The organism is Acinetobacter sp. H1(2024), assembly GCF_046557555.1.
GTDB classification, from domain to species: domain Bacteria; phylum Pseudomonadota; class Gammaproteobacteria; order Pseudomonadales; family Moraxellaceae; genus Acinetobacter; species Acinetobacter seifertii.
In genome coordinates this window covers 716,406-743,254 of the sequence record NZ_JBKGFO010000002.1, presented here as the reverse complement: position 1 = coordinate 743,254, position 26,849 = coordinate 716,406, and the positions used below count along the sequence as shown (strand labels likewise).

Genomic DNA, 26,849 nt, shown 5'->3' with positions numbered 1-26,849 from the left:
AGGTGTTTATGCATGTACTTTTTAAAGACTAGCATGTTTTATTTTACAGATGAGTTAATTGTATTGAATGAATAGGTGGGTGATGTGCATACTGACAGGCCAAAACACGCTGATAATCAACCTGTAAGTTACGATTCAGGTGTGAATGTGATTAGCAACGAAGATATTTTCCGTCTCTTGAAAAAAAGACATGACCACAGATGGGCAAGATATAAAGGTTGTGGCAACGAGATTTATGAGGGCATCTTTTACGAGACAATATGTCTATTGGAAAATCTGGAACGTCAGCTTGGTTTGGTTTACAACAGAGCCTATCCTACACGGGATGATTTTTTGATTGCGCTAGAACATGGTGATCAACAAAGATTAAATCAGATCATAAAGTTCTATGAAGAGTTGCGTGTTGAGCGTGACCTAATTAAATATGCGCAGCAAACGCACTTTTTTAGTAAGAATGTACAAGCCTATATTGCGTACCTTAAGAGGTATCCTGATTCTCATTTTTGGAAAAAGGGGGGTGGGTGGCAAGTTAAAACATTTCCCCATGAAGCTATTTTTGATTTCTTCGAGATATATTTGGGTAGATTACATGTAGGGCAGATTGAGCCAACAACTTCGACTACGGGGCTGGTAATAGAAAATCCGTCTGAGTCAGATGAAATAAGCCAACAACAAAAACTTGCTGAATCGGAAAATATTGAAAAGACTGATCGTGTAGCAGTAGCACCTCTTACTGAAAGGTTAACTCAGGATGTTTATAAGCAATTTGATGAAGGGCTAAGACAATTTAACGAGTTTCTAGCAAGACACAAGTCTTTACGTGTGATGTGTTTTGAGATCACCTTGACGCCACAAGAGGCTACAATTGGGGAAAAGTGGCGTGCTTTGGATAGGAAGCGAAGCGAATTATCAGGCTGTTTTAACCTATTGATAGAAAGGTATGGGTTGCTTGCTAAGTATTCGCGTATTGAGATGGGAATCAATTCAAGCCTAGTTTTGCAGTGGGTACTATTGTTTAAAGGTCATGATCCTTTGGATACAGGAAGGGTGCGAGCTAGTATTCAACAAGAATTAGAATTACAGATGGCTGGTCATTCTTATTGGAATACTCAGCCATTTAAAGTTGGTGTACAAGATTTGGGGTGTTTGTTTCATTCATTGGATTCTGAATACAAAGATGTCATTAAGGCGCGTTCTAAGTCAGAAAGAAAGGCATTTGAATATTGGGTACTTGGCTACTTATATTGTGTTGATTATTTCCTTAAGCCTAATCTCTTATGCATAGCTGATAGTCCTTATGTGGATAGGCATTATGAATATTCTGTTTTTTTTAGAGAAGGACCTTCTGTTAATAATCAGAGTGTCAGTCATCGGCGACATCAGACCAAAACGGACATTGAAGGAATTGATGATTTTATTGATTTGGACTTCAGTGCTGAAAGTAAGCAGATTTGGAAAAACTATAACTTACCGGAACAGGCCAAGGACGACTTAAAGTTGTTAGCCTTACTTTATTCACAATATAAAAAGAAGATGCCTATAGAGTGGAGAGAGAAAGAGAACTTTGTTCAGTTATTAGTGTCTATTGAGCATTTCATGCGATTGATCCAGCACAACCCAGTTCAGGCATTGATTGAAGAATATTTGCCACAAAGTCAGATTGAAAAATCTCCATTGAAATGTTTATCACAGCAAGCAAAACAGTATTTGCATATTGGAAAGCAGTTAAAGCAACTTGGTCTTAGCTTAAAAGAACAAATAGCAGACCTAGCTTTTGTTGGATGGCGAGTAAGACTTTTTCTACAACTGTTTATAAAGAATCCATGGGGTTTTCAAATCAATAGGGATGGAATAGCTGATTTGAAATCTTGCCTAGACCGTTTCAAAGATTTAGAGCATTACCGAGTTGGTGGTCTAAAAGAAAGGTCATCCTTTTATGAAATTGAAAAAGAGGACGCTGTCAGTGTCAAACGCAATCAAGCTAAAGCAAAGGACTATTTAAACAAAGCAATCATCCAAGATGTGTTTGCTTTTCGGTTGGTGTTTTCCTATCATCCGAATAAAGCATTTACCGCAGAGGACAACATTACTGCATTTAATACGTTGCTCACGGATTTTTTAAAAAATCTGAAGCGTACCAGAAAAATAAGTGGCGAGAGTCTAGTTGCTTACATTGGTACACGCATATTTATAGACAAAGTGTTGAATGCTGATATTACATTGATTTTTAGTGCCCAGACCTTATCCGATTATGATGAACAAAAAAATAAAGAATGCATTAAGCAAACTAGAGCAAAAGTAATTGAATACTGGCGGAAGTACCTTTCCATAAAAGAGTTGAAGATCGATGAAAGAAAAAAAGCATCAACGGTACAACAATTATATCTTAAAGTGTTTAAAGATGAGAATCTCAGAGTTAGTCAAAGGGATATGATTACATCATTACCTAGATCGGCAGATTTGATACACATCAAGCATCACGACAGTAAAACATTACGATCTTTCAAATCTGAGCTTGCTGATTTTTATTCGGGGCATGGACTATTGTGCAAATGGAAATCAGACATACTAGAGAATCTTACCTCGAGTGACGAAGGCCATAGGAGTAGAAGCATGGATCAGTTTTTGAAAGGGCATGTGACTTCTAAAAAAAGTAAGCCTTTAAAACCTAAACAGGCAACTACTTTAGCTCAGTCAAAGATTGAAGAAGCTACGAGTATTGATGAAGAACAGGTTGATAACAAGGAACAAGTTGTTTCCATGGAAGAATTGAGATCTAAATTCACTCAACAGGTTCTTGATACATTAGAGAACACTAATTATGACATCTTAGAAAGAAATGAAGAGGGAAAATAGTATTGAGCCTGAAACTGAAATCTTGATATTAATTTACAGAACTCCCTGATTATTCGAGCGAAATCAGCTCAGTCTAATCATTGAGGAGAGTTCAGAATGAATACATTTGTTGGTGAAACCTTTACCATGCATCAAATTATCAGTTTAAAGCAAGTTGTGTTCTTTACAGGTATTAGCCGAGCCACTATTTACAAACTTATAAACTCTAAAATGAACTGTTATGACCCTACGTTTCCAAAGCCAGTACATTTAACAACTGGTCGGGTTGGTTGGTCTGCTTTAGAAGTCCATCAGTGGATTGAGAGCAAGTTGAAGAATCGCTGAAGATATGGGAGCTTAGGCTCCCTTAATTTTTATGCTCTTCAAGCTATATTTAATAAGCTTGTTTCGTCTCTCATATTCATACAACGTATATTTTAGCATCGGATAACTTGACATGAAGTAAGCAACTCATCATAGAGGAAAAGCTACCACTACATCATTTATGGGTATATGAACATATCGATCATATCGGGAAAAATCATATTGCATATATCTGGTATAGATTAGGTGTAATGACTTAGTTAATACCACCAATACATTCTAGTTAATACATACCAACATATTTAATATCCAATCTCTAAATCATAGCCTATATCCATAACCCTATTATCTATCTACTTAAAACCTATCAACCTCTCACCTTATTAAATAACCATATCACTTCACCATGATCTTAAAACCTTTAGGTAATTAATAACACCATAGCCACTTCATGTAGTCCTAAATAACTACAGGTAAGTGAACATGAACGTAAGCCTAAACCAAAATGAAATCAATGAAGCATCATTACTGATCGAAATTGAAAGATTTGTCTTAACCAGTCTTGACGCTTCAAAACAGCCAAGATCATTTTATGAAACCTTCACAGACCTTCTCGTAGACTTTGATCAAGTTTATAACCCTGACTTTAGCTATACCTGTTTAATCGATCTCTTTTGTTGTTTGCTCCATGACTACGACCTGCAATATGAAACTTCATCATCACTTTGCAAACGCTTGAAGCGAACAACCTTTAAAGACTGGCAAGCTTATTTCAATCAAGCTAGAGCCGATCACCTGAATGAATTACGCCAACATCGTCATAACGAAAAATTAAATGCTGCCAAGCTTGATAACCGACTTAAAGAAATATTGAAAAGCTATTCTGCTGTGCTGGTGGTACGGGTGGATTTATCCTATGCAGTAAGCCCAGATATTGAACAGGTGGATAATGATTTAGAAACGCTTCGGAGAAAGATCAAGCGATCTGAATATGGAGATGTATTGTTACTGGTATGGGCTTTAGAGCAGGGAGAAAAGAAAGGATACCATTGCCATGTTGCATTGATCTTTAATGAGCGTAAGCGCACGAGTGCATGGAGTATTGCTAAGGCTGTGGGGGAGTTGTGGGAAGATGTTACAGGGGATGATGGAAGTTACTTTAATTGCCATGATCGTAGGTACTTAAAGCAATATGAGGAGCAAGATACTTTAGGGGTTGGCATTATCTATAGCGAGGTTGATTATCAAGTACAAAAAATGTGTTCAACCTTGTCCTATTTAGCACGACCTGAGAAAGAGCAATACCTCCGAGTAAAAACAACGAGGAAGATGCGTACCTTTGGCATGTCACAGCGTTAATTGGAATCCTGCACAGATATGTACCATCTAGATGAGAAACATCTTCTCTTCAATGAGTTTGTTAGATAGTGATTATCTCTAAGGCTAGGTCAAGCATAGGACTTGGCTTAACCTTGTAGTTCTAGAACTCTTCAATTTAGTTTTTTTATACCTAAAACCCGTCTCTTATGTAACACCCCATAAGTTAAATATAGGAGTCATAACCATGTCGAAATTGAATGAATTAGAAAGTAATTTTATTCAGTTAAAGAGTTATATTAAAGAGTTTGAAGATGATTTAGACGCGCAACTAATTCAACTAAAGCAATGTTCTGTAGAGTTTACAGAGGATTTGCTAGGGCTAGCTCATTTGTTGTATAAATCAAATACCAAATATGGAGATGTTTGGGTAGAAGCGAAATTGTCTGTTCTAGAACGGTTTGTTGAAGCTATAAGTGAGCGGATTATGTTTATAACTGCTTCGTATGCGAAGACAAAAATGGCTGGTTTTTTACCTTGTTTTGAAACTTTACTTAGCATAACTTCAATCGTAGGTAAAAATATATCTAACCTTAAAGAAAAACTTAAACTTTAAATCTTATTTGACTATTTTTCACATATATATCATCTGAATGAGAACATGTCGTTTTCAAGGGCTTGCCATATTGGTAAGCCCTTTCTATTTCAGAGGTATATATTATGAACATTACTTGCCCAAACTGCCATTCAGAACATGTCATCCGTGTAGTGCAAAATAACGCTTCACAGGCAGGGAATCAAAGTTTGGCATCGTCAGCTTCGTTTGCCACGATGGGGGCTGCATTATCCAAGAGCTTGCCTATTTCACCTTTAGTGGGGGGAATCGCAGGAGCCGTAGTGGGTGGTTTGCTAGGTTCAATATTTGGTTCTGCTTCAACCTCGTCAGTGCAATCTCATTTCCAGTGTCAGGGTTGTGGACATACTTTCTATTAAAAAGTTTAAAAACTATGCTCTTATAAGTTCATTGCTGACTGGTAAAACTTTACCAGTCTAGTAGTAGTGAACATAGCTTAAAAGATGGATTTGAAATAAATAAAATGGTCAATGGGAAGGCATTCAGTTGTTATACTGTTTTAGCAAAAGATATGAGGCTGTGAAATGAATGCTGGTGAAATTGGAAAAGAAGCGGGACGTATTTTTGAATATAAATTACCCGCGCATTGGATCGCTCGCAGCCAAGAAGATCAAGATGACCATGGTATTGACTATGAGGTTGAAATAAAAGATACGCTGGGTAAGGCTCTCGGCGAAGACAACGTTTTTAAAATCCAAGTAAAAGGAGAGGAGAATTGTTCATATATCAATGATGGGCAATTTGTGTCTCACAGTATTAAGGTTGAAAGACTTAAATACTATTTATCATTCAATATACCAGTAGTATTGGTAGTTGTTGATGTTACTTTGGAAAAGGTGTTCTGGGTATCTATTACCGACAGTGAAAAAATTCGAGAGCAGATAGAAACTACAAGTGATGAGAACAAAAGTGTACATCTGCCTATACAAAATGAGCTCATTCGAAAAGATAATGATTCATTTCTAAAGCTAATCGAAGCAGTCAAGCATTGTTGGGATTATCTGTCTATAAGAGGAATTAAAAAAGCTGTTTCGAACTATTTAGTTGTTAGACCTGATGAAATTGATAAGTGTATTCATGACATTGGTGATGCATTTTTTAAAGCTCATCATGTAAAACTCAATCGACTTCTTCTACAGAAAGAGTTTAAAGCGGTTTATGAGCAAGCTACCCAGATAGTACAGTCACCATTGGTCCCTCCAAAGGATAAATTCGTGGCTTTAGCTTATTATGCTGAAGCGTTCGAGTCTGCTCCATATACAGAAATTAAGCATGAACAAGTCAAAGAGCGTCTAATAATTAAGGAGATGCTAGTTCAAATAGCGAGAGAGGTACGTAATAAGATATATGGAACTACTGCGATAGGTAAGTTGCGTATAGAGTTATTTAGAATCAAGCTGGAGCAACTCCATGCTTTACATTTTTCAAATGCGAATTTTGATAGGAAAAGTATCGAATATATGCTTATAGATGGGCAGACGCATCAATTATATATTGATGTGTGTCGAGAACTTCAGAAGATCATTGTTCTTTGTAATAAGTTAATAAGCCAAAGTCAATTTGATGTACTTGCAATGTTATTTGTTGAGTTAGCTCGATTACTTTATTTATTTAAAACAGTTCATTCTGCGCGTGGTTCAAAACAGTCTATAGAGTTTCTTGAGGAGTGGCTCTCTCAAAGTGTCGAGACGGTTATAGCTTATGTATCTTTATGTGCTGACTACCAGAAGTTAGGAAAGCTTTATTTTTTATATATTAATGAGGTTTATGAAGATCGAACTAAGTTGACTTCAATGAGAGCACTTGTGCTTAAGCACTTTCCAGATGCGAAAGAGATGTTGGATAAAATCGAAGTGCATGTTGAAGAGTTACATGCAGAGCAGGGTTTTTATGAATCAAGTCCTGAAGAACAAAAAGCCTTCTTCAAAAATTTAGCTAAGAGCTTAGGGATGGACCCTGATGATTCGGAAAATAAAGCAGGCCAGTTTGTAAAAATAGGGCTTCAAAACTATGATCCAACTGATGTAATGAAGAATTGTGAAAACTTATTTGTACATTACAACCCTGCGGGCATGATTGCTCAACAGTTAGGAATGCACTCTTTAGGAATGATTACTTTGGTGTGTTTGAAGCATCATTATGCTAGAGGCGGGTGGTCATTAACTGAAGCTTATGATCAAGATAGTGAGCATGATTTCTTGCAGGGATTTAAGCAGCAGCATTGTAATCAATGTAGCGATTGCACGTTGAGACAAAATGATTGGAAGTGGAGCCTAAAGTGGCATCATGAAGAGGCGAGTAATCATAAAGCGCTTTTGGGTAAGTTTAGAGCTTTTTGATATTCAATGATGAAGTCCAATTTTCTGATTCAACAGAATACTTTCATTGACGTGATTAAAAAAATGATTTTCCACCATGGTTGGTCACTTTAAATTGTGTGAAGCGCTTTATGTAAATGCTTAAACGGTGCCTATACTCCAAATACATATGAGCGTTCCACTTACTGATTTAAGTGTTAGTACCATTACCTGATTTGTCACAGAAATAGAACCATTGCCTATTTGGAGCTAATCTTTTGGATTTATGTACTAGAGGACTTTGAAGTATTGTATAGGCAGTATATCGGACATCTTAATTTAATGGGCTATCCCGTGATGTGATGATACCTGTTATCTACTTCTCAGTAATCTCCAAAAACGTTTGCATACGGTACTCCTTCTGCAAGTTTATTGGAGTCTTGATTCTATGAGATTTTCATAGTGTTTGAAAGCGGTTAAAGCAACATATAACACTAGGGAGGTTTTACCTCCCATGATGTTTATTTATACCTTATGTTTATGAGCCGAACTTCCAGTCTCCTTGATCTGTGGAAACGACTATTTCAATAATCTTTGCACGACCACAATTGTTCGTATCTACGGACATTGTTTGCCCGAAACCTAGTCGTCTTGGCGTAGTTATTTTTTGGTATAAAGGGCAATTACCACGGTTGACCGTGACATTTGAAACAGAGACATCATCTACCAGTGATTGAACTTTAATGATTGACATGAAAGAGTGGTATGGGTTTTCTTCCACTACAACTTTTACAGGTGAGGTTTCTGGTACATTGGAAGTTGTCTCATTTTGGTTTTGAGAATGATTGCCACGCTCAATGATGTTAAAGCACTCGTCATTTAACGTAGATTCAATATCTTTGGTTTTTTTGTTCCATGAAAGTTGTTGGTTGTCACAGCCATAAACATCATCTGACTGATTGTCTAAGAATCGAATGTTCCATGTGTAAAGAAAAAGATCAGGAGATTGCTGGCGTAGGAATCTGACATTATCAACCGTAAAGGCCGTATAACTATCAGGATATTTTTGATCAAGTAGGTACTGTAAAGTTTCTTTACCATAGGTGGCAATGTCATTTTTGCCTTGTTCAATGAACTGTTGTGAATCAGTTGAATTGGCTTTAACTGTTTCAGTTTGAGCAGTATTTGAAGAGGCTTTTTCTGTCGATTCATTTTTAGTGCAAGCTTGCATTAAACAACTTACAAGCAAAGTAAGAATGATTTTATTATTCATGGTGTTTCCTAAAATGTGTACTTCCATTAAATGAAGAAGTGATGGTTGTTATTGATGTGTCATGGAATGGCTTGATTACTTATGCTTTGGGTGATTCGCCATATTGATTTGCTGATGGATTACCTTCTTGGGCAGCCCAAAACAGCAGTAGTAGAACGCCTACAATGGGTACTAAGGCAATTAACATCCACCAACCGGAACGATCAATGTCATGTAGCCGTCTTACATTGACAGCAATATTCGGAATCAATGTAATTAGCATAGCGAGTGTGGCTAAGTCTTCATTCATGAAGCTTAAAAGTAGGCTTAATAGCACACAGAATAATTCGAAATACCAGAACTCACGTCGTCTTGCACGGCCTTTAAAATCTGCAAATTTTTTAAAGCAGGTAAATATGGCTTGTTGATAGTTGTCTTCACCTTGTTCCCATTTTCTAAAAGCCTCTTTAGCTTTATGTGAACTTTCTTGACTAGCGGGAGCTGTGTATGAAGAGTTACTTTGAGTTGGTGTATTCACTATGGCAGGAATTGGGTTAGTTGTTATTTCAAGATAAACCCCTGTTGCTTGCCCCTCAGCATTTATCTCAAAATCAACTTCATAGCCACGGACAGGTGCTTGAGTTTCTTTCCACTCACTACCTACAAAGCTATAGCGTTTATGATCTTCGCCTGTAATGATCCCAGTATTCGTCTGGATTGAAAAATCAAGAATTCTACCTTTCATTGTTATGTCCTTGTTTTAGGTATTGGATAAATTGATATCGAAGTGAAAGGTACATTCACCTAGATTGGTTTAACCATCACTTCATGTCACAACACCAAACAGCTTTTATTTTCTGTCCAAGCTCTAGAGGGGAATTCCTCTTACCCCACAAAATAAGGAGACTAGTAAGAGCCACAAATCTTTAAACCCCAACGCCTATAACGTATACAGAACATTTTCACAGTGCGTATTTATCCCTACTTCATGACGCATAAGCAGAATAAAAGTTGATTGTGTTGGTGTATAAAAGTTTTGTTATTAGCCGAGTGGTTTATCTTTCAATGGACAGGAGCGTAACGGTTTTTTGCCATTGAATAGATCAGCAAAAGAAAGGAAAGATGTCTTAAAACAGGAATCGAAATTAGTCATGGTAACCACTCCTATATAGATAAGAAGTTCTACCAGACATGATTTAATAATTAATGGTGGCAGAACGAAAGAGGGTTGACAGACTGGCCGAAAAATCCCAGCACGCGCGTACGCGTCCCCCTCTCGTTCCACCGCAGAGGGGGGCACGCAGGGATACACACTAAGAGAATAATCTCTTAGTGTTTTTCGGATCAGCCTGTCAAAGCCGGCTGGCAATGTAGGCCAGCAACGTCATCATAATCTCTGGAAATGATCTCGTCAATTTACTGTGCGGTAAAGTTGCATCGTGTGTCTAAAAAATAATTTAAAAAACTTTCAGATATATACCATCTAAATGAACTCATTCTGATTGAATCCATTTTCAGAAAACTTCCCGTTTTGGCCTGCTCCCCGCAGGCCTTTTTTTATGCAGCAATTCAATTTTTACATCTTAGTTATCGTGAATATAGAGGTTACTTTATGGCACATTTAGTAGAAACAATGGCTTTTGTTGGTCAAACCCCTTGGCATGGTTTAGGGAATCAACTGACACGAAACGAACCTATAGAAGTATGGGCCGAGCAGGCGGGTATGGATTGGCGGATTGAATCATCCAATGTCAGCTATATGGCAAAGAATGAACGTGGGCAAAGCATCATCATGCCGTATGAGGAACAGCGTGTTTTATATCGTTCAGATACCCATGCACCGCTATCCGTTGTAAGTCAACGTTTTCAGGAAGTACAACCTAAAGAGATTTTAGAGTTTTACCGTGATTTGACGGAGCAATCAGGTTTTGAGCTGGAAACAGCGGGTGTACTTAAAGGTGGACGTAAATTTTGGGCATTGGCTCGTACTGGGCAATCGGCAGCCCTGAAAGGCAAGGATGTGAGTAATGGCTATATTTTGTTGGCAACGGCATGTGATGGCACACTCGCAACAACGGCGCAATTTACCTCTATACGTGTGGTGTGTAACAACACTTTGGCAATTGCTTTGAAAGGGCAGAACTCCAATGCGGGAGTCGTGAAAGTTCCACATAGTACCAAGTTCGATGCTGAGAAGATTAAACAGCAGTTGGGGATCTCTGTTCGTGGATGGGATGAACACATGTATGAAATGAAGCAACTGAGCCAGCGTAAAGTGACCCAACAGGAAGCAGCAGCTTATTTCGATGCGGTGTTTAATAACACAACCATGAGTACTACAGATCAGGAGGAAAGTATTATTCAATATTACCTTAAAGCAGCATCCATGGACAAAAAATCAAACTGCAAATCTGAGCCAAATGGTCGAGCGATGTCGAAGGCTATGGAAATATTTAATGGGCAGGGACGAGGAGCAGAATTAAGTTCTGCTAAAGATACAGCATATGGTTTGCTTTGTAGTATCACGGAATTTTGTGATCATGAGCGCCGTGCAATGAGTCGAGATCATCGATTGAACTCCGCATGGTTTGGAATAGGAGCCACGATTAAGCAGAGAGGTTTGGAGCAAGCTTTAAGCATGTTAATTTAATTACTAAATATCAGAAGCTATAGAAAATTAATATAAGGAGACAAAAGTCTCCTTACGTATAAAAAACAATTTTTTTTGGAAAATATTCTTTATAAAAACTTTAGGAAGCTAAGACCTTAAAAAGAATATTTTACTGAAAAATGGTAAGCACGATCTTCTGCAGGGTGAATATGTTTGTCAATGATCCCTTCTCTAGTAGGAGTTAGTGCATTACACTCGGAGGTGATTTGTTCTGTTTTTAAGCAAGATTCATATAGGTATTCAATATCATTTACCTTGCGGTTAAATAGATTCAAGATATCAATTTGCGCTTGAAGATTTTTATTAAATCGATAGGTAGCTTGTAAATTTACTAATGTTGAAGAGCTGGACTTAACACTATTATCTTCAATTAATGGACGTGGACCAAAATACCGCATTCTTACGCCTAAGCTCCATGGCTGTAAAGGAGTGTAGTTAATTCCTGTAGAGGCTGTGGTGTTAATTGCTCCAGGAATATAGTTACCCTCAGAAGCATCATCTTTATAACGTGCTTTTGACCAAGCCATATCAACATCTATAAGCCAATCAGAATTTGGTTTATAGAAATGACTCAATTCGATTCCTTGTCGGCGACTTGGTCGGCTCGCTTCTGTTGTACCAGCATCACCAACAAATACTAATTCAGAATCAGAATCTAACTGCCAGAAGGCGAGTGTTGTTGTTAAATTCGATATCCATTCTCCACGTATTCCTACTTCTAAATTTTTTGTACGGACTAAAGGAGATACGGACTGGATTGGTTCCATGTAACCCTCATCTCTTGGGTCGGGATTTAGATGAATTGTAGTTCCACGGGCATCGTTGCTATGAAAGCCATAGCCATAATTGAGATAATATTCTGTATTTGCCCATGGACCAAAAATAAAACTAATTTTTGGACTTAAAATATGGTCATCTGTTTTGCCTGAGTTGGCAGTTAGATCAGAATGGACATCAAAATTAAAGTAATCTGCTCTTAAGCCAGCAATACTCTTTAGCCAAGGCATCCATTGGGTCTGATTTTGAACCCAAACACCCATAGATAATTCTTTAACATGATCTTCACGAATAGTATTAAAACGTTGACGATTTTCTGTTTGGTATAAGCCTAAGCCATCAATATCGTCATATCTGAATGATGTTCCTATGGTATTGATCATATCTAAATCTAACCATTTGGTATTCCAATTATGATTAATAGAACCACCTAATATTTTTCGGTTTTCTGCTTGTTCAAATTGGTCACCGTGAACTGGATCAACTAAATAGTAAGTAAAATTAGAAAATAGATTAAGTTTTGAATGGACACCGTATAAATTTAATTTAGTTTGATGAATATCGTCACTCGAATTTTTTTCTAAAGAAAAAGCAGTGCGAGTGGTTTTCCCACCATCACTAGGATCGAGGCTGCCATATCTTCCTATTAGGTCAGAGGATACGGCTCTTTGTGCAACTTGATCAGTTGAGTTCCAGTTAGATTTATAATGATTGAACATAAAATTCCAACCATTATTCTGGTTACCTCGACTATATTTGAGTAAATAGTTTTGCTTTTCTAAATCTTCTGGATAATCCCAAGGGCCATCATTGCTCATCCCTTCAAAGGCGCCAAGTAAGGTACCACCAGCAAACTCGGTTGAGCCTGCCGTTAATATTCGACGGTACTCGTTTGAACCCAAAGTCATTTGTATAAATGGCTGTTCAACAGCCGATATTGTTCTTATTTTTGCCGTACCTGCTGATGCAAAATCACCATCCGTAATATTGGTCGCACCTTTATGATAGGTCAAATTGTCGATGAGTTCAGGAATCAAAAAGTTTAAGTCGGTATAACCTTGTCCATGAGCATGGGTAACCATGTTAATAGGAATTCCATCTACTGAGATCGCAAAGTCTGTTCCATGATCTAAGTTAAAACCCCGTAGAAAGTATTGGTTTGCTTTACCATCACCACTATGCTGGGTAACGATAACTCCAGGAATAGTTTCTAATACTTCAGCAGGACGTAATAATGGGCGATTTGCTAAATGTTCTTTTGTTATCGTGCCTTGAGTTGCTGTATTGGTTAGGCCAAATTGATCCAGTTGATCTGCTTTTACATAAATAGGCGCCAGTTGTGGATATATAGTACCCCCAGCATGAACTACATTAAAAATGCTACCTGTAGCGAATAGAGCAGCAGTTAATGTATGAATTTTCATATTGCTATTATCCTAAACTAATATTTTAAGTACTTTATCTAGTTTATTTATAGCCATAAACTAGAGAATCATCATAAGTTACTTTATTATTTTTTATAAGAATATTAGTTATTTTACGTATTTCAGAACTTTCTATTTATAGGGTCCTGCCAAAAATAAAGACCATGCTAATGCATGGTCTTCCTTTAATAAGCTAATTGCAGTAGCAATCTAAATATCATTGCGATAAAAAGTAAGCTGAAGAAACCAATAAGCCAAAGTAAAATAAACCATTGTGATTGAGATAATCTCATCGAATTTCTCCTAATGATAACCCTCATCGCCAACACGTACTTTATCCCTAAATACCCAATATGCCATGATGGTGTAGATAATGATAATGGGGATTAAAATCAATGCACCGATCAGTGCAAATAGTTGACTATTGGCTGGAGCAGCTGCATCCCAAATCGTAATAGAAGGTGGAATAACACAAGGGAAAATACTGATCAGAAAACCTGTATAGGCTAAGAACACTAATGCCAAGGTATATAAAAAAGGCATAGACTCCTGATGTTTTTGACAAGCTCGAATCGTTAAAAAAGTGAAAACCACTACTAGAATTGGAACTGGACTGAAATATAAAAGTTGAGGTGGATTAAACCAACGTTCAGCAATTATTGGATGTGCCATAGGTGTGTATATACTTACCGCTATAAAAATCAGTAACAGTACTATGATCAGCCTTGGCATTAAACGATACATAGTGCTTTGTAATACATCATCCGTTTTCATGATAAGCCAGCCACAGCCGAGTGCAGCATAAACAACGACCACACCTACACCTGTGAACAGTGAAAATGGTGTTAACCAGTCTAAACCACCACCTGCATAACGCCCATCGACAATATGTATACCCTGAATATAAGCACCAAGAATCACACCTTGTAAAAAGCTAGATAATACTGATCCACCTATGAATGCTGCATCCCATAAGGGCTTGCTACGATTTGCTTTGAAACGAAATTCAAAAGCAACGCCCCGAAAAATCAATGCAATAACCATCAATATAATTGGTAAATAAAGTGCTGATAAAACTGCGGAATAGACTATTGGGAATGCTGCAAACAAGCCAGCACCACCAAGTACCATCCATGTTTCATTACCATCCCAGACAGGCGCAACGGTATTCATCATCACATCTCGTTCTTGCTGATTTTTGATGAATGGAAACAAAATACCAATACCGAGATCAAAACCATCAAGTACAACATAAATGAAAACGCCAATGGCAATAATTACAATCCAGATTAAAGATAAATCAATCATGAAGAAGCTCCTTGATCTTTATCATCAAGATATTCATCTGCTGCACTGAGTGGGCGCATGGGTGTTTTAAAATGACCAACACCGCCAATTTCATCTTGTTGGCTATAAATAAATTCAGGGCCTTTAAGCATAAGTTTTAGCATGTAATAAATGCCAATACCAAAAACGATGCAATACACCACTACAAAGATAATCAGAGTTAAACCCACTTGCTCCGCTGAAACAGGGGAAAGAGCATCTTTTGTACGCATAACGCCGTAGACTACCCATGGTTGACGGCCTACTTCTGTAGTAAACCAACCTGCAAGTAATGCAATAAAACCAGATGGGCCCATCAATAATGCGAAGCGATGAAACCATTTACTTTCAAACAGTTTCCCTGTTTTTCTCAACCATACTCCTGTAAATGCTAGTAATAGCATCAACATGCCTAAACCAACCATGATACGGAAACTCCAAAAAACCACGGTTGAATTAGGACGATCTTCAGGTGCGAAGTCTTTTAAACCTTTAACTGAGCCGTTCGTTGAGTGCGTAAGAATAAGGCTTCCTAGATTTGGAATTGCAATTGCATATTTAGTACGTTCTTCTTGCATATTAGGAATGCCAAATAAATACAATGGCATACCTTCATCATAATTGGTCTCCCAATGTCCCTCCATAGCTGCAAGTTTTGCAGGTTGATGTTCAAGAGTATTTAAACCATGTGCATCACCAACGAATACTTGTAAGGGGGCTAAAATTAAAATCAGCCAAAGTGCCATTGAAAATGACTTTTTAACCAACTCATCCCGACGGCCTTTTAGTAAATGCCAAGCTGTGGTAGCTGCTACAAGTAAAGCTGCCACCATAAAAGCAGCAATTGCCATATGAGCAAGCCGATAAGGGAAAGACGGATTAAAGACAATTGCAAACCAGTCTTGTGGAACGATAATGCCATTTTCAATTGTGAATCCTTGAGGAGTTTGCATCCAACTGTTTGAAGATAAAATCCAGAACATTGAAATACAGGTGCCAATTGCGACCATAAGGGTGGCAAAGAAATGGGCTTTTTTACCAACACGTCCCCAACCAAACAGCATAATACCTAGAAATCCTGCTTCTAGAAAAAAGGCACTAAGAACTTCATAAGTGAGCAATGGACCTGTAACGCCTCCTGCAAAGCGGGAAAACTCGCTCCAATTGGTGCCAAATTGATAACTCATCACTACACCAGAGACGACACCCATCCCAAAGGCAACAGCGAAGATTTTGACCCAATATTTAAATAGGTCCTGATAGATTGGATTATTTGTACGCAACCAACGCCATTCTAAAACTGCTAAAAAACTTGCAAGTCCAATTGAAATTGCAGGGAAGATAATGTGAAACGATACGGTAAACGCAAACTGTATTCTTGCCAGTTCAAGTGCTGTTAAACCCAGAGTCATGCGAGCACCTCATCTTCTTTTTGCTGATGAGCTAGACTTATAGCTGTAGTCATTTCTACCTTTTTAAGAGTATGAAAATAAAGAAAAAACATAGTGATAATCTCTTGAAAATATTAATTTTTCAAAACTAAAGTTTTGAGCTTCAAGTGTAAGATCATCAAAGAGGAGGGGCTCGCCCTTGCGGAATTAGAAAGAGCTGCTGGAGCTGAAAGAAAACGTGAAAATAGTTTTCAATAAAAGCAAGAAACCTTACCTGAATTCGAATAAGAATTTGTTCTAGATCAATGTCAGGTAAGGGTACAACATGGCTGTATACCACACAGTACTGGCACTGATGTCCTGCATCATGGTGATGGTGGCTTGCTGTAATGTCAGATGAGGAAGCGTGTGCTGCATGTTGCATGTGATGAGACATGCTGTGCGGCTGCTGTGATGTACTATGATGATCGTGACTAGGGGAGGCAACAGAATGAGGAAGTTGCAATGCTTGGGCAATAGTCTCACATACTGGAGAAATTTGATATTTCTCTGGCAGTAATGGCTGTAAGAACACAGCGATTTGTAACAAGACTGCATATAATCCTAGCAATCTTCCAAAAACCATCAACACCCAATTGATCTCATTCTGGAAATCGGTTGCGCCTTACTATAACAAAAATCTGATTATCTCAAAGTTATAATTGATATTTTTTATAAGTTGAGATTTTCTATCAATTGAAAATGAAGAGCTACAAAATATTTTAATAGGAGGACGGATTAAACTTCTTATTTTTATTTAGGATTTATTAGAAGATCGTTGTGTCTATAGTGAGACAAACCTCTAAGTATGGTGTAACACTAACAATTGCTTACATTGTAAGGGGTGTGTTAAATTGCCATCGTCTCAATATTGAAAAAGCTTATCTTGAGAGTTGCTCTAGTCCTTGCCCTCATGGCAATGTTTCTGCAATCCGTTGTATTTATACAACCATTATTGCCAGCACAATACCGTATTGCGCTGGTCTGTGTCTCTATTTCCGATGCTTTTTCAAATACTATAACTGCTGCTCAACAACATAATTCTCATCATTTATCTGATCATTCAGATCGGCATCATATGATGCATGAAGATCAAAAAATTTATAAAGAGCAAAGTGCTCACCAACATGATATTGGACATGAATGTCCGTTCTGTACGGTATTTGCCAATTTAACTACGGGTTTAGACTTTAGTCTTAAAGAAGTCTTCGACCGTCTTTATGTTCGAATGTTGGCATTTGAACGTAATTTTCAGCATATTTATTTTGCTTTACAGCGCTTATATTTATTGCCACAAGGGCGAGCACCTCCTTTATTTGCTTAAATTTCAAATGTTTTATGTTTTGAGACATCCATTGGATGTCTTAGCGGAAATTTATGCTTAAAAGGAATTGAAATGTCTCAATTCAAGTTAAACCCATTCTTAAATGGGAACTGTTTTATTGTTTCACCTCATGACGTATCAAAATCAATTTTGATTAATTCTGCTTTGTTTTATCGACTAGGTTTTACTTTGTTGGTTTCGGGATTATTTGGAACCACTACTTTTGCCTCAGATGATTTACAACAAACAGTGCAATTACCAACATTAGTTATCGAAGCACAAAAAGATCTAGATACTCAATCTCTTCATTTAAAACAAGTGAATACAACAGGAAGTCGATTAGGATTAACCTCTCAAGAAACGCCAGCAACAGTTCAAATAATCACTCAAAAAGAAATGCAAGAGAAAGGGTTAAGAACAGTTAAAGAAGCATTTGGGAATGTGACAGGTGCAACCGTTGGAAATGTACCAGGTAATCCGGCAGTTCTAACAATGCGTGGCTTTTCTGGAAATACGAATACTGTTTTACAGGATGGTGTTCGGATTGGTGCTTCTACTTTTGTTACTCGTGATTTAGATGTCTGGAAATATGAAAAAATAGAAGTACTAAAAGGCCCATCATCTGTTTTATTTGGAGAAGGGGCCTTAGGCGGTGCTGTCAATCTTGTGACTAAAAAGCCTAATTTAGAACAGTCAACATTAGAGGGTATGCTGAACTATGGAAGCTTTAATACGGTTAGAGCAGCTATTGGCGGTAATCTTCCTTTAAACGATGAGCTGGCTGTACGTTCGGATATAAGCTATTTAAAGTCAGATAGTTTATTCGATATTGATAACCAAAAAACGGTAAAGTTTGGTGCATCGGGAAGCTTGCTGTATAAACCAGATGATAATTTATCTATGATTTTTTCGGCAAATTTTGATCATGATAAAGAAACGTCTAGCTATAATGGATCTCCTTTAGTTTCTGCATCAACTGCAAAAAATCCAAGTTATATTTTGGATAATCCTGATGGTTTAGTGATTGATAAGGCAACACGACATAAAAATTATAATCCAGACGGTGGAGAGTTGAGCGCTGATACCACGACATTGTCATGGGCAACAGACTATCGTTTATCGCCTACATGGGCATTAAATAATATTGCAACTTACTATCATGCAGACCGTAAATATTATTTATCGCCTGAACAAAATTTTGATACTCAAACTGGTCTATTTAAGAGGACTGTACAGCGCTGGAGTCATGATCATGATGTATGGAGCGATCGTGTTAGCTTGAAGAATGATGAGTTAATTGCTGGGAAATATCGTAATCGTTTCAGCGTGGGAAGTGAGTATAGCTATACTGATTTTAGTAGCCCACGACCAAGTGGTAGCTTAGCAGCTGTTGATCCATACAATCCTAATGTCGGAGTGATGCCTTCAGATAGTTGGGAGGGGTGGACCAGTTACAATAAATTTGCAACTAAAATTAAAAACTGGGCCGTTTTTGCAGAGGATGCTTTTAACATTACACCAGATTGGCTAATTGTTGGGGGCGCAAGATACGAACGTTTAGATGTTGAACGTACAGTTAATAATGTACTCACGGACAGCGAGCAGCAATTTAATCCTTCGTTTCATCCTTTTTCTTGGCGTCTAGGTACAGTTTATAATTTAAATCCAAATACCCAAATTTATGGACAATATAGTACAGCTGTTACACCAGTTTCATCATTGCTTGTTATTTCTACGGCGAATGGAAATTTTGATTTATCAAAAGGAAAGTCAGCTGAGCTTGGATTTAAGTCGAGTATATTAGATGGCAAGTTAGATATGATCGGATCTATATACTGGATTGAATTAAACGATATTCTAACGCGTGACCCGAATAATATTAATTTAACTGTTCAAGGTGGACAGCAAGTTTCTAAAGGTGCTGAGTTTACAGCTTCTGCTGCAATTACTTCACAGTTAAAAGCAAATGTGGGTTTATCTTGGGTTGATGCAGAATACAAAGAATTAATAGAAGCTGGTGGTGCTAATCGTTCAGGAAATCAACCTGTGAATGTACCTGAAAAAGTTGCAAATGCTTCTTTGAGTTATCAGTTTAAAACATTACCAATTACTGTGAGTGGCTTTGCAAAACATGCAAGTGGTTTCTATACCGATACTGCTAATACATATTTCGTAAAAGGCTATACGACATATGATGCATCACTTGCGTATGATCTAAAAAATATGACTTTTACGCTCTGGGGAAGAAATTTAACCGATAAGTTTTATGGCGAATACTCTGGTTATTCATCTAAGCAAATTTATATCGGGGCACCAAGAAGTGTTGAGCTTGGCGTGACATTTAAATTTTAAAAGCTAACAAACAGTCTATTCATGAATTCAGAGTCGTATATGTCTAAATTTTTATTTCATCCACTAGCGTGGAGTATTTTTATCATTCAGTGTTCAACACATGCTGTTGCAGCTGAAAAGCAATTGAGTGTAGATCAAAGCACAGAGCGGTTACCAACGATTACGGTTACTGCTGAGAAACAAGATGAGAGGCATACTTCCTCACAGGCGATTACTCAGTTTAATCATGATCTATTGGATGTACCTTTTACAAAATCCCATGTCTCAGAAAAAGATATTCAAAACTATAATATTCAAAGGGTTAATGATGCTTTGGCTTTTGTAAATGGTGTCGTCTATCAAGATAGTTATGGTGGAGGTTTCTGGGATAATTACTCATTTCGTGGATTTAGTACCGATCCTAATATGGGAACGATCTATGTGCGTAATGGTTTAAGTTCTGTGAGTGGGATTCATAGCCCACGAGATATGGTAAATATCCAAGCAGTTGATTTCTTAAAAGGTCCAATGGCTGCGATGTATGGTCAGGGAGCAATTGGTGGAATTATGAATATCACCACTAAACAACCTGAATGGCAACGCAAGAGCACTTTAAGTCTTAGCGGTAGTACTTTAGAGGAATATCGACTCTCGGTTGATACAACTGATGCCATTAATGAAGATTTTGCTTATCGTTTAGGTGCTTCTTATGAAGATAATAAAAGTTTTAGAGATCATGTAGATAATCAGCATTATTATCTTGCACCACAATTAGCTTGGAAGATATCAGATCAAACCCAATTAAATCTTGATACGGAGTTTGCCGAATATCAAGGTGTCTTTGACCGAGGTATTCCAATGGTTGATGGCAAAGTTGCTGTAAATAAGAAAACATTCTTGGGTGAACCAAGTGATGGCGATATTAAAATTAAGGATCAGATGTATCAGTTACGTTTGAATCATGAGTTTGACGATAATTGGAATAATACTACAGCGCTTACTTATAGCCATGGAGAGCGTGAAGGTACATCTACCGAAATTGGTTCAATCGCCACAGATGGAAGAACAGCAAATCGTTTCCGTCGAGCTCGTCAATTTGAGACTGACACAATAAATTTTCAGTCAATTTTACGAGGTAAGTTTGATACTGGTTCTCTCAAACATGAGTTAGTAACTAATATAGAAGCTGGGCATTATACGATTGACCAAATTCAGCGAAGAAATGCAGCAGGTACAAATAGTCCGATTGGTATTTATAATCCAATTTATGGCCAAAATATTTTAGCTCTGACACGAGTGACTAAAAATACTAAAGAAACACAAGACATGATCGGTATTAATATTCAGGATCAAGTATTTTTAAATGATCAATGGAATATCTTATTGGGAGGGCGTTTTAACCGGTTAGAGCAGCAGATTGATAACCATCAAACGTTAATTTCTTCACAACAAACATTTACACCGTTTACACCACGAGCCGGTATTAATTTTAAACCAACTGACCGCCTTTCATTTTACAGTAACTGGGGTAAAGGTTTTGAACTTAATACTGGGTTAAACAAAAATAATGAGCTTTATGAACCGGAAAAAACGACCAGTTGGGAACTAGGCACTAAATATCAGTTTTTACCACAGAGTTGGTTAGGTTTAACCTATTTTGATTTGGATAAGCGTCATTTGCTTACGGAAGGTATTACTGATAGTTATGTTGACAATGGTCATGTACAAAGTCAGGGGCTTGAGGTTGAGTTACAACATCAATTTAGTGACAGTCTCCGAGTGAATGCCAATTATACTTATACCGATGCTTCAGTTATTGAAAGTGAAGTGGATAAAAAAGGTTCGCGACTTAAAAATATTCCTAAGCATACAGCTAATTTGAGTGCTGACTATCAAGTGAATATCTTTGGCCATGAAGCAGGGCTAGTCGGAATTATTAACTATTATGGACAGCGTAGTGCGAACTATATTGATAATGGAACAACTTTGCCTGAATTTACAGTAGTGAATATTGGTGGCTATTTACAGATCCGCCCTGATCTACGAGCCCAACTCAATATAGATAATCTTTTCGATAAGGATTATTACGTTGCGAGCTATACTAATTTTTGGGTACAGCCTGGTGAACCATTAAAAGCAACTTTGCGCTTTGATTGGTCTTTCTGATTTTTTGAGTGAAATAGTGAAATTAAACAGATTAAGTTGAACCGTGATGAAGAAAAGATTATTGAGCTCTTTTATTGTTGCTAGCTTAATGATGGGTTGTGACCAACATGATCCAGCTACAAATAATGAGCAAGTCAGTTCAGAAGTTAAAAAACCATTAGATGCTCAACTCCAAAAATGGATAGGCCATTATAAAGGAACACTTCCTTGTGCTGGATGTACCACATTTTGTGATGAGTGTAATGGGATGAATGTAGATTTAAATATTCATGCAGATCAAACCTTTCGATTAGAAAGAACCAGTAATAGTGATCTCAACAAGCATGAGTTATATGTTGGAAGTTTTAGCTTCTTGGATAACGGGAAAATAAAGATTCGACTACAGAATGTGAAAGAACGAAATCAGCTGATTTTAGGTAGTGGTTATGTTGAAGTTTTAGAGACTAAGACGGGTCTACCTTATCAGTCTTTTGAAGATTTCCAACTTGATAAACTAACCTGAAAATTATTAGGCGCTATAAACATAGTGCCTAATTATAGAAAATTAATAAATTTTCTATTTGACTATATTAAGTATGGAAATGCCCATTTTTTAAAATAATGCTAAGAGCTATCAAAATAAAATAATGGTCAAGCAATGAGTAAGGTCATTGAAATATTTAATAGTCCGCAGTAAGGATAGAGTTATGTTTGACCAAATATATTCCCTAAATAGAATAAAGAGATATTCACACTAGAAAAGTGGTCTCCGACAAACTCGGTACGGTTCATATTTAAAAAAGAAAAATGCATAAAAAAGATGGGAGCTAACGCTCCCATTTACTTGATAAATTGCCGCATTGAAAAAAGAAATTCTTGTAAATTACTATACAGCATAAATCAGATCAACTTGTAGATAGGCTCTTAAAGAAGTTAACTAGCTCAGCATGCGGGATATCACCTAAATCCATTCCATTTTGTGATCGTACTCTAACAGAAGATAGTTGCATTTCTTGCTCACCAATAATGATCAGGTAAGGCACTTTCTGAAGCGTATTTTCACGGATTTTGTAGTTCAATTTCGTTTGATTTAAATCTAAGGTTGCCCTGAAGCCATATTGTTTAAGCAATTGCTGGACTTGTTGAGCATAAGCATGTTGCGCATCAGTGATAGGTAAAATTGCGATTTGGACAGGTGCAAGCCAAAATGGGAAGTTCCCCATATAATGTTCGATCAAAATACCAATAAAGCGCTCTAAAGACCCAAATAAAGCTCGATGTAACATCACAGGTCTTTGCCTTTCATTGTTTTCATCAATGTAATGAATATTAAAACGTTCTGGTAAATTTAAATCAACCTGAATCGTTCCGCATTGCCATTCACGACCAATCGCATCTTTTAAAGTGAATTCTATTTTAGGACCATAAAAAGCACCTTCACCGATATTTAAGGTATAGGGAATATCAAGCTGTTCGAGAGATTGTTTTAGTGTATCTTCTAAGAAATCCCAAATTTCTTCCGTACCGACACGATGAGTTGGTCGTGTGGATAATTTAATCGAAATTTCATTAAAGCCAAATTGTTGGTAAATTTTATAAATCAGCGCAATCGTGTCTTTACATTCAGATAAAAGCTGACTCTCTGTGCAAAAAATGTGGGCATCATCTTGGGTAAAATGTCGAACGCGCATTAAACCATGTAAAGCGCCAGATGGCTCATAGCGATGAACTTTACCAAATTCCGCCATACGCAATGGTAAATCCCTATAGCTTCTTAATCCATGCGCATAAAGACAAACCGCTCCAGGGCAACTCATTGGTTTTAGGGCAAAGACACGATGGTCTTCGGTCTGTGTAGTAAACATATTCTGGCGGTAATTTTGCCAGTGTCCTGAAATTTCCCACAGTTCTCGATCCATGACATCAGGGGTATTTACTTCGATATAACCTGCATCATCTTGCTGCTGGCTTAAATAATCCGTTAATAACTGGAATAACTTCCAACCTTTTGCATGCCAAAACACCGCACCTGGGGCTTTATCATCAAAATGTAGTAAATCAAGTTGCTGTGCTAATTTACGATGATCTCGTTTTGCTGCTTCTTCAACTTGCTTTAAATGGTTCTTTAATTGTCTTTGCTCTGCCCAACATGTGACATAAATCCGTTGTAACATGGGTTGTGTAGCATCACCTTGCCAATATGCACCAGAAACATGAGTCACTTTAAAGTGCTCTAAACAAGCAGTGTTTGGTACAAGTGGATATAAATAGACGTCAGAAAAATCACGATTTTGATGGAAAAATAAGTCGCTTGAGTTACTCGTATTTTTTAAGTATTGATACTTAAAATCAAAATCTTGCTGTTTAAAAAAATCAGCTGCTTGATCAGGTGTGATCTTTTCTGTGCGAATATCTAAATGTTGTTGTACCCACTCATGCATTTTCAGTTCAATTCGTTGTAAATCATCCTGATTAAAATGCGGCGTATCGGCAAAATCATAATAGATACCTTGATTGGTAATTTGATATTCCACAGGTTGAGCAGCAGAGTATAACTGATGGACAGTCTGTGCTAATAAATATGCATAAGAGTGTCTGAGTAGATCTAAACTGTGATCGTCACTCAGACTGAAGAGTTCGATATGGCTGTCGTCTTGGATGACATGATGTAAATCAACGAATTGAGAATCAACCTTGGCGAGGAAAGCTTTTTTATAGCCTTGAATTTTGAAATGGGACAAAAATTCAGAAACTGCCACGGGCTGTTCGAGTTGAAAATGCTGAGTAGAACCAAAAGAATTAAGCTGGATATTCATGTAGAGTCGTCTAGATACAAATAGGGCTGTTGCAGATTAGCGGTCAATTTCTAAAGCTTGACCTTGACAGTTGAGATAAGGCTGCTGTTGATGCCATGCGAGCTGACCAGAAATGATGGTTGTATCCACCAGATGGTGGAACGTTTTATTTTGGAAGGGCGTCCAGCCGCATCGCATATAATTAGTCTGTTCAGCTACTGATTGTTTTTGTTGATTTTCTCGAATGAGGACTAAATCAGCCCAATAACCTTCGCGGATATAACCTCGATCTTTAATACGGAATAAATCGGCAACTTGATGTGAAGTTTTTCGTACCAGAGTTTCAATTGATAGTTTCTGATCTGCCACTAATTCTAATAATGCGGGTAAGGCATGCTGAACTAGTGGTAAACCTGAAGGGGCATTAAAATAAGTTTGCTGTTTTTCTTGCCAAGTATGCGGCGCATGGTCTGTGCCAATAATATCTAGACGTTCACTATTGGCGACAGCTTCAATGAGAGCATGCTTGTCACTGACAGTTTTAATTGCTGGATTACATTTAATTAAATGCCCTAAATCTGCATAATCAGATTCATCAAATGTTAGGTGATGTATACATACTTCAGCAGTAATATGTTTTTTGTCTAAAGGCAAATTTTTAAATAAGCACAGCTCTTTTGCCGTCGTAAGATGCAGCACATGTAACTGTGTCCCGAATTTATCTGCAAGAGATACCGCCATTTGAGAACTTTCAAAGCAAGCCTGTTTATCACGAATTTTCGGATGTAGATAGGCAGGGATATCTTCATCATATTTTTCACGATAAAACGCCTCAAGTTGTTTAATCCGTGGCGTGGATTCGCAATGCGTTAATAAAATCGTAGGAACATTGGCAAAGAGGCGTTCTAAGACCTTAGGATCATCAACCAGCATGTTCCCAGTAGATGCTCCCATAAAGACTTTCACACCAGTGACCAGTTTAGGATCAAGCGCTTCAACAATTTCTAAATTTTGCGCACTTACACCAAAGTGAAATGCATAATTAACTATGCTATGTTGTGCTGCAATCCCTTTCTTATAGTGTAGTGCGGCTAGATCCAATGTCGGTGGGTTGGTATTGGGCATATCCATAAAACTGGTAATCCCACCAATTGCCGCTGCTAAAGACTCAGAGGCAAAACTTCCTTTTTGTGGTGAGCCTGGATCACGGAAATGCACTTGATCATCAATCATGCCTGGGAGTAACCATGCACCATCAGCCTCAATGCTTTTGGCATTGTAGACACCTGTAATACTCGGTTGGATTTTACTCATCCGTCCTTGCTGAATGAGAACATCACAAATTTGTTGCTGACCTTCATTAACGATGTTGGCATTGCGAATGATCAAATCAGGTAATTGTCTAAAATTCATTTTGTAATGCCTTATATCCTTGTACTAATTCAATATTGGTGCTCACTACACTTTCAGAAAACTCACTGATCGAGATATCAATCGGCGGGTACTGGCTTAAGTCGGTTCGAGCATTGATATAGCTCATCGCAGGAACATAAAATGATTCAGGCAAATCTCGACCATCGACCACGGCATTGTGACGGACGGCACTATGATCACCGACCTTACAGTTAAATAAGACACTGTTAAAACCAACGAATACGTGATTACCAATTACACAAGGACCATGAATAATCGAACGGTGGGCAATCGATGAATTTTTCCCAATCGTGACTTGCGCACCTGCTTTTGAATGTATAACAACACCATCTTGAATATTCGAGTTTTCACCGATGATAATCGGTTGCATCTCGCCATTTTTATTCACTTCATCCGCGCGAATAACTGCATATGGACCAACAAATACATTGGCCTCAATAATGACTTTGCCGCAGATAATTGCGGTTTGATCAATATAAGCGGATTGGTCAATAACAGGGAGGTGTCCTGTAGGGTTTTTACGAATCATGAAA

Annotated in this window: 20 protein-coding genes; 11 read left to right on the top strand and 9 right to left on the bottom strand. The window is 37.6% G+C overall.

What is annotated here, in order from left to right; all coding sequences use genetic code 11:
* Positions 1 to 75: 75 nt before the first annotated feature.
* The 6 genes from ACLCEG_RS09220 (at position 76) to ACLCEG_RS09195 (ending at position 7,449) form a co-directional block, all read left to right on the top strand.
* Positions 76 to 2,856, top strand: a complete 2,781-nt coding sequence (locus ACLCEG_RS09220; RefSeq protein WP_410567238.1) for a hypothetical protein — start codon at positions 76 to 78, stop codon at positions 2,854 to 2,856.
* Between the two features lie 96 nt (positions 2,857 to 2,952).
* Positions 2,953 to 3,180: a helix-turn-helix transcriptional regulator gene (locus ACLCEG_RS09215; protein WP_151763080.1), complete on the top strand. Its 228-nt coding sequence runs from the start codon at positions 2,953 to 2,955 to the stop codon at positions 3,178 to 3,180.
* 462 nt (positions 3,181 to 3,642) lie between these two features.
* Positions 3,643 to 4,518 carry an inovirus-type Gp2 protein gene (locus ACLCEG_RS09210; RefSeq protein WP_410567236.1) on the top strand — a complete coding sequence of 292 codons (876 nt, stop codon included), beginning with the start codon at positions 3,643 to 3,645 and terminating at the stop codon, positions 4,516 to 4,518.
* Positions 4,519 to 4,723: 205 nt separating this feature from the next.
* On the top strand, positions 4,724 to 5,092 hold the full coding sequence (locus tag ACLCEG_RS09205; protein ID WP_151763082.1) for a hypothetical protein: 369 nt from the start codon (positions 4,724 to 4,726) through the stop codon (positions 5,090 to 5,092).
* A 104-nt stretch (positions 5,093 to 5,196) separates the two neighbouring features.
* Positions 5,197 to 5,469 carry a hypothetical protein gene (locus ACLCEG_RS09200; RefSeq protein WP_151763083.1) on the top strand — a complete coding sequence of 91 codons (273 nt, stop codon included), beginning with the start codon at positions 5,197 to 5,199 and terminating at the stop codon, positions 5,467 to 5,469.
* Between the two features lie 165 nt (positions 5,470 to 5,634).
* Complete coding sequence (locus ACLCEG_RS09195; RefSeq protein ID WP_410567233.1) at positions 5,635 to 7,449, top strand: DUF4365 domain-containing protein; 1,815 nt, start codon at positions 5,635 to 5,637, stop codon at positions 7,447 to 7,449.
* A gap of 496 nt (positions 7,450 to 7,945) precedes the next feature.
* Here the strand turns inward: ACLCEG_RS09195 and ACLCEG_RS09190 are convergent, their stop codons facing one another.
* Positions 7,946 to 8,680, bottom strand: coding sequence for a hypothetical protein (locus ACLCEG_RS09190; protein WP_410567231.1), 735 nt, complete (start codon positions 8,678 to 8,680; stop codon positions 7,946 to 7,948).
* A 79-nt stretch (positions 8,681 to 8,759) separates the two neighbouring features.
* The gene (locus tag ACLCEG_RS09185) at positions 8,760 to 9,404 is read right to left on the bottom strand and encodes a DUF805 domain-containing protein (RefSeq protein WP_151763086.1); all 645 of its coding nucleotides are present in this window, start codon (positions 9,402 to 9,404) and stop codon (positions 8,760 to 8,762) included.
* 867 nt (positions 9,405 to 10,271) lie between these two features.
* Here ACLCEG_RS09185 and ACLCEG_RS09180 point away from each other — a divergent pair.
* Positions 10,272 to 11,309 carry a DUF932 domain-containing protein gene (locus ACLCEG_RS09180; RefSeq protein ID WP_410567229.1) on the top strand — a complete coding sequence of 346 codons (1,038 nt, stop codon included), beginning with the start codon at positions 10,272 to 10,274 and terminating at the stop codon, positions 11,307 to 11,309.
* A 116-nt stretch (positions 11,310 to 11,425) separates the two neighbouring features.
* Here the strand turns inward: ACLCEG_RS09180 and ACLCEG_RS09175 are convergent, their stop codons facing one another.
* From ACLCEG_RS09175 to ACLCEG_RS09160, 4 genes are all read right to left on the bottom strand, one after another.
* On the bottom strand, positions 11,426 to 13,531 hold the full coding sequence (locus ACLCEG_RS09175; RefSeq protein ID WP_017816566.1) for a TonB-dependent receptor: 2,106 nt from the start codon (positions 13,529 to 13,531) through the stop codon (positions 11,426 to 11,428).
* A gap of 303 nt (positions 13,532 to 13,834) precedes the next feature.
* Positions 13,835 to 14,839 carry a cytochrome d ubiquinol oxidase subunit II gene (gene cydB / locus ACLCEG_RS09170; RefSeq protein WP_410567226.1) on the bottom strand — a complete coding sequence of 335 codons (1,005 nt, stop codon included), beginning with the start codon at positions 14,837 to 14,839 and terminating at the stop codon, positions 13,835 to 13,837.
* Complete coding sequence (locus tag ACLCEG_RS09165; RefSeq protein WP_017816569.1) at positions 14,836 to 16,269, bottom strand: cytochrome ubiquinol oxidase subunit I; 1,434 nt, start codon at positions 16,267 to 16,269, stop codon at positions 14,836 to 14,838. The genes cydB and ACLCEG_RS09165 overlap by 4 nt, the downstream gene beginning before the upstream one ends.
* A gap of 157 nt (positions 16,270 to 16,426) precedes the next feature.
* Positions 16,427 to 16,873, bottom strand: coding sequence for a DUF2946 domain-containing protein (locus tag ACLCEG_RS09160; protein ID WP_017816571.1), 447 nt, complete (start codon positions 16,871 to 16,873; stop codon positions 16,427 to 16,429).
* A gap of 327 nt (positions 16,874 to 17,200) precedes the next feature.
* On the opposite strand from ACLCEG_RS09160, the gene ACLCEG_RS09155 reads away from it, so the two are divergent.
* The 4 genes from ACLCEG_RS09155 (at position 17,201) to ACLCEG_RS09140 (ending at position 22,610) form a co-directional block, all read left to right on the top strand.
* Entirely contained in the window at positions 17,201 to 17,611 is a 411-nt protein-coding gene (locus ACLCEG_RS09155; protein ID WP_031975204.1) for a DUF2946 family protein, read from the top strand.
* Positions 17,612 to 17,683: 72 nt separating this feature from the next.
* Complete coding sequence (locus tag ACLCEG_RS09150) at positions 17,684 to 19,963, top strand: TonB-dependent receptor (protein ID WP_017816573.1); 2,280 nt, start codon at positions 17,684 to 17,686, stop codon at positions 19,961 to 19,963.
* Positions 19,964 to 20,002: 39 nt separating this feature from the next.
* Entirely contained in the window at positions 20,003 to 22,108 is a 2,106-nt protein-coding gene (locus ACLCEG_RS09145; protein ID WP_410567223.1) for a TonB-dependent receptor, read from the top strand.
* Between the two features lie 46 nt (positions 22,109 to 22,154).
* A complete protein-coding gene (locus ACLCEG_RS09140) occupies positions 22,155 to 22,610 on the top strand; it encodes a copper resistance protein NlpE N-terminal domain-containing protein (RefSeq protein WP_017816575.1) in 456 nt (151 codons plus the stop codon).
* Between the two features lie 382 nt (positions 22,611 to 22,992).
* On the opposite strand, the gene thrS is transcribed toward ACLCEG_RS09140, so the two are convergent.
* From thrS to ACLCEG_RS09125, 3 genes are read right to left on the bottom strand one after another with little or no spacing between them, the layout of a single operon-like run.
* Positions 22,993 to 24,903, bottom strand: a complete 1,911-nt coding sequence (thrS, locus tag ACLCEG_RS09135) for a threonine--tRNA ligase (protein WP_017816576.1) — start codon at positions 24,901 to 24,903, stop codon at positions 22,993 to 22,995.
* A gap of 36 nt (positions 24,904 to 24,939) precedes the next feature.
* Positions 24,940 to 26,295, bottom strand: a complete 1,356-nt coding sequence (locus ACLCEG_RS09130) for a dihydroorotase (protein WP_017816577.1) — start codon at positions 26,293 to 26,295, stop codon at positions 24,940 to 24,942.
* Positions 26,285 to 26,845: a carbonate dehydratase gene (locus ACLCEG_RS09125; RefSeq protein WP_017816578.1), complete on the bottom strand. Its 561-nt coding sequence runs from the start codon at positions 26,843 to 26,845 to the stop codon at positions 26,285 to 26,287. The genes ACLCEG_RS09130 and ACLCEG_RS09125 overlap by 11 nt, the downstream gene beginning before the upstream one ends.
* Positions 26,846 to 26,849: the final 4 nt, after the last annotated feature.

What these genes read in the sequence shown, in the direction of transcription:
- ACLCEG_RS09215 (WP_151763080.1), top strand. Translation starts at nt 2,953, where the DNA reads ATGAATACATTTGTTGGTGAAACCTTTACCATGCATCAAATTATCAGT.
- ACLCEG_RS09210 (WP_410567236.1), top strand. Translation starts at nt 3,643, where the DNA reads ATGAACGTAAGCCTAAACCAAAATGAAATCAATGAAGCATCATTACTG.
- ACLCEG_RS09205 (WP_151763082.1), top strand. Translation starts at nt 4,724, where the DNA reads ATGTCGAAATTGAATGAATTAGAAAGTAATTTTATTCAGTTAAAGAGT.
- ACLCEG_RS09200 (WP_151763083.1), top strand. Translation starts at nt 5,197, where the DNA reads ATGAACATTACTTGCCCAAACTGCCATTCAGAACATGTCATCCGTGTA.
- ACLCEG_RS09195 (WP_410567233.1), top strand. Translation starts at nt 5,635, where the DNA reads ATGAATGCTGGTGAAATTGGAAAAGAAGCGGGACGTATTTTTGAATAT.
- ACLCEG_RS09190 (WP_410567231.1), bottom strand. Translation starts at nt 8,680, where the DNA reads ATGAATAATAAAATCATTCTTACTTTGCTTGTAAGTTGTTTAATGCAA.
- ACLCEG_RS09185 (WP_151763086.1), bottom strand. Translation starts at nt 9,404, where the DNA reads ATGAAAGGTAGAATTCTTGATTTTTCAATCCAGACGAATACTGGGATC.
- ACLCEG_RS09180 (WP_410567229.1), top strand. Translation starts at nt 10,272, where the DNA reads ATGGCACATTTAGTAGAAACAATGGCTTTTGTTGGTCAAACCCCTTGG.
- ACLCEG_RS09175 (WP_017816566.1), bottom strand. Translation starts at nt 13,531, where the DNA reads ATGAAAATTCATACATTAACTGCTGCTCTATTCGCTACAGGTAGCATT.
- cydB (WP_410567226.1), bottom strand. Translation starts at nt 14,839, where the DNA reads ATGATTGATTTATCTTTAATCTGGATTGTAATTATTGCCATTGGCGTT.
- ACLCEG_RS09165 (WP_017816569.1), bottom strand. Translation starts at nt 16,269, where the DNA reads ATGACTCTGGGTTTAACAGCACTTGAACTGGCAAGAATACAGTTTGCG.
- ACLCEG_RS09160 (WP_017816571.1), bottom strand. Translation starts at nt 16,873, where the DNA reads ATGGTTTTTGGAAGATTGCTAGGATTATATGCAGTCTTGTTACAAATC.
- ACLCEG_RS09155 (WP_031975204.1), top strand. Translation starts at nt 17,201, where the DNA reads ATGGCAATGTTTCTGCAATCCGTTGTATTTATACAACCATTATTGCCA.
- ACLCEG_RS09150 (WP_017816573.1), top strand. Translation starts at nt 17,684, where the DNA reads ATGTCTCAATTCAAGTTAAACCCATTCTTAAATGGGAACTGTTTTATT.
- ACLCEG_RS09145 (WP_410567223.1), top strand. Translation starts at nt 20,003, where the DNA reads ATGTCTAAATTTTTATTTCATCCACTAGCGTGGAGTATTTTTATCATT.
- ACLCEG_RS09140 (WP_017816575.1), top strand. Translation starts at nt 22,155, where the DNA reads ATGAAGAAAAGATTATTGAGCTCTTTTATTGTTGCTAGCTTAATGATG.
- thrS (WP_017816576.1), bottom strand. Translation starts at nt 24,903, where the DNA reads ATGAATATCCAGCTTAATTCTTTTGGTTCTACTCAGCATTTTCAACTC.
- ACLCEG_RS09130 (WP_017816577.1), bottom strand. Translation starts at nt 26,295, where the DNA reads ATGAATTTTAGACAATTACCTGATTTGATCATTCGCAATGCCAACATC.
- ACLCEG_RS09125 (WP_017816578.1), bottom strand. Translation starts at nt 26,845, where the DNA reads ATGATTCGTAAAAACCCTACAGGACACCTCCCTGTTATTGACCAATCC.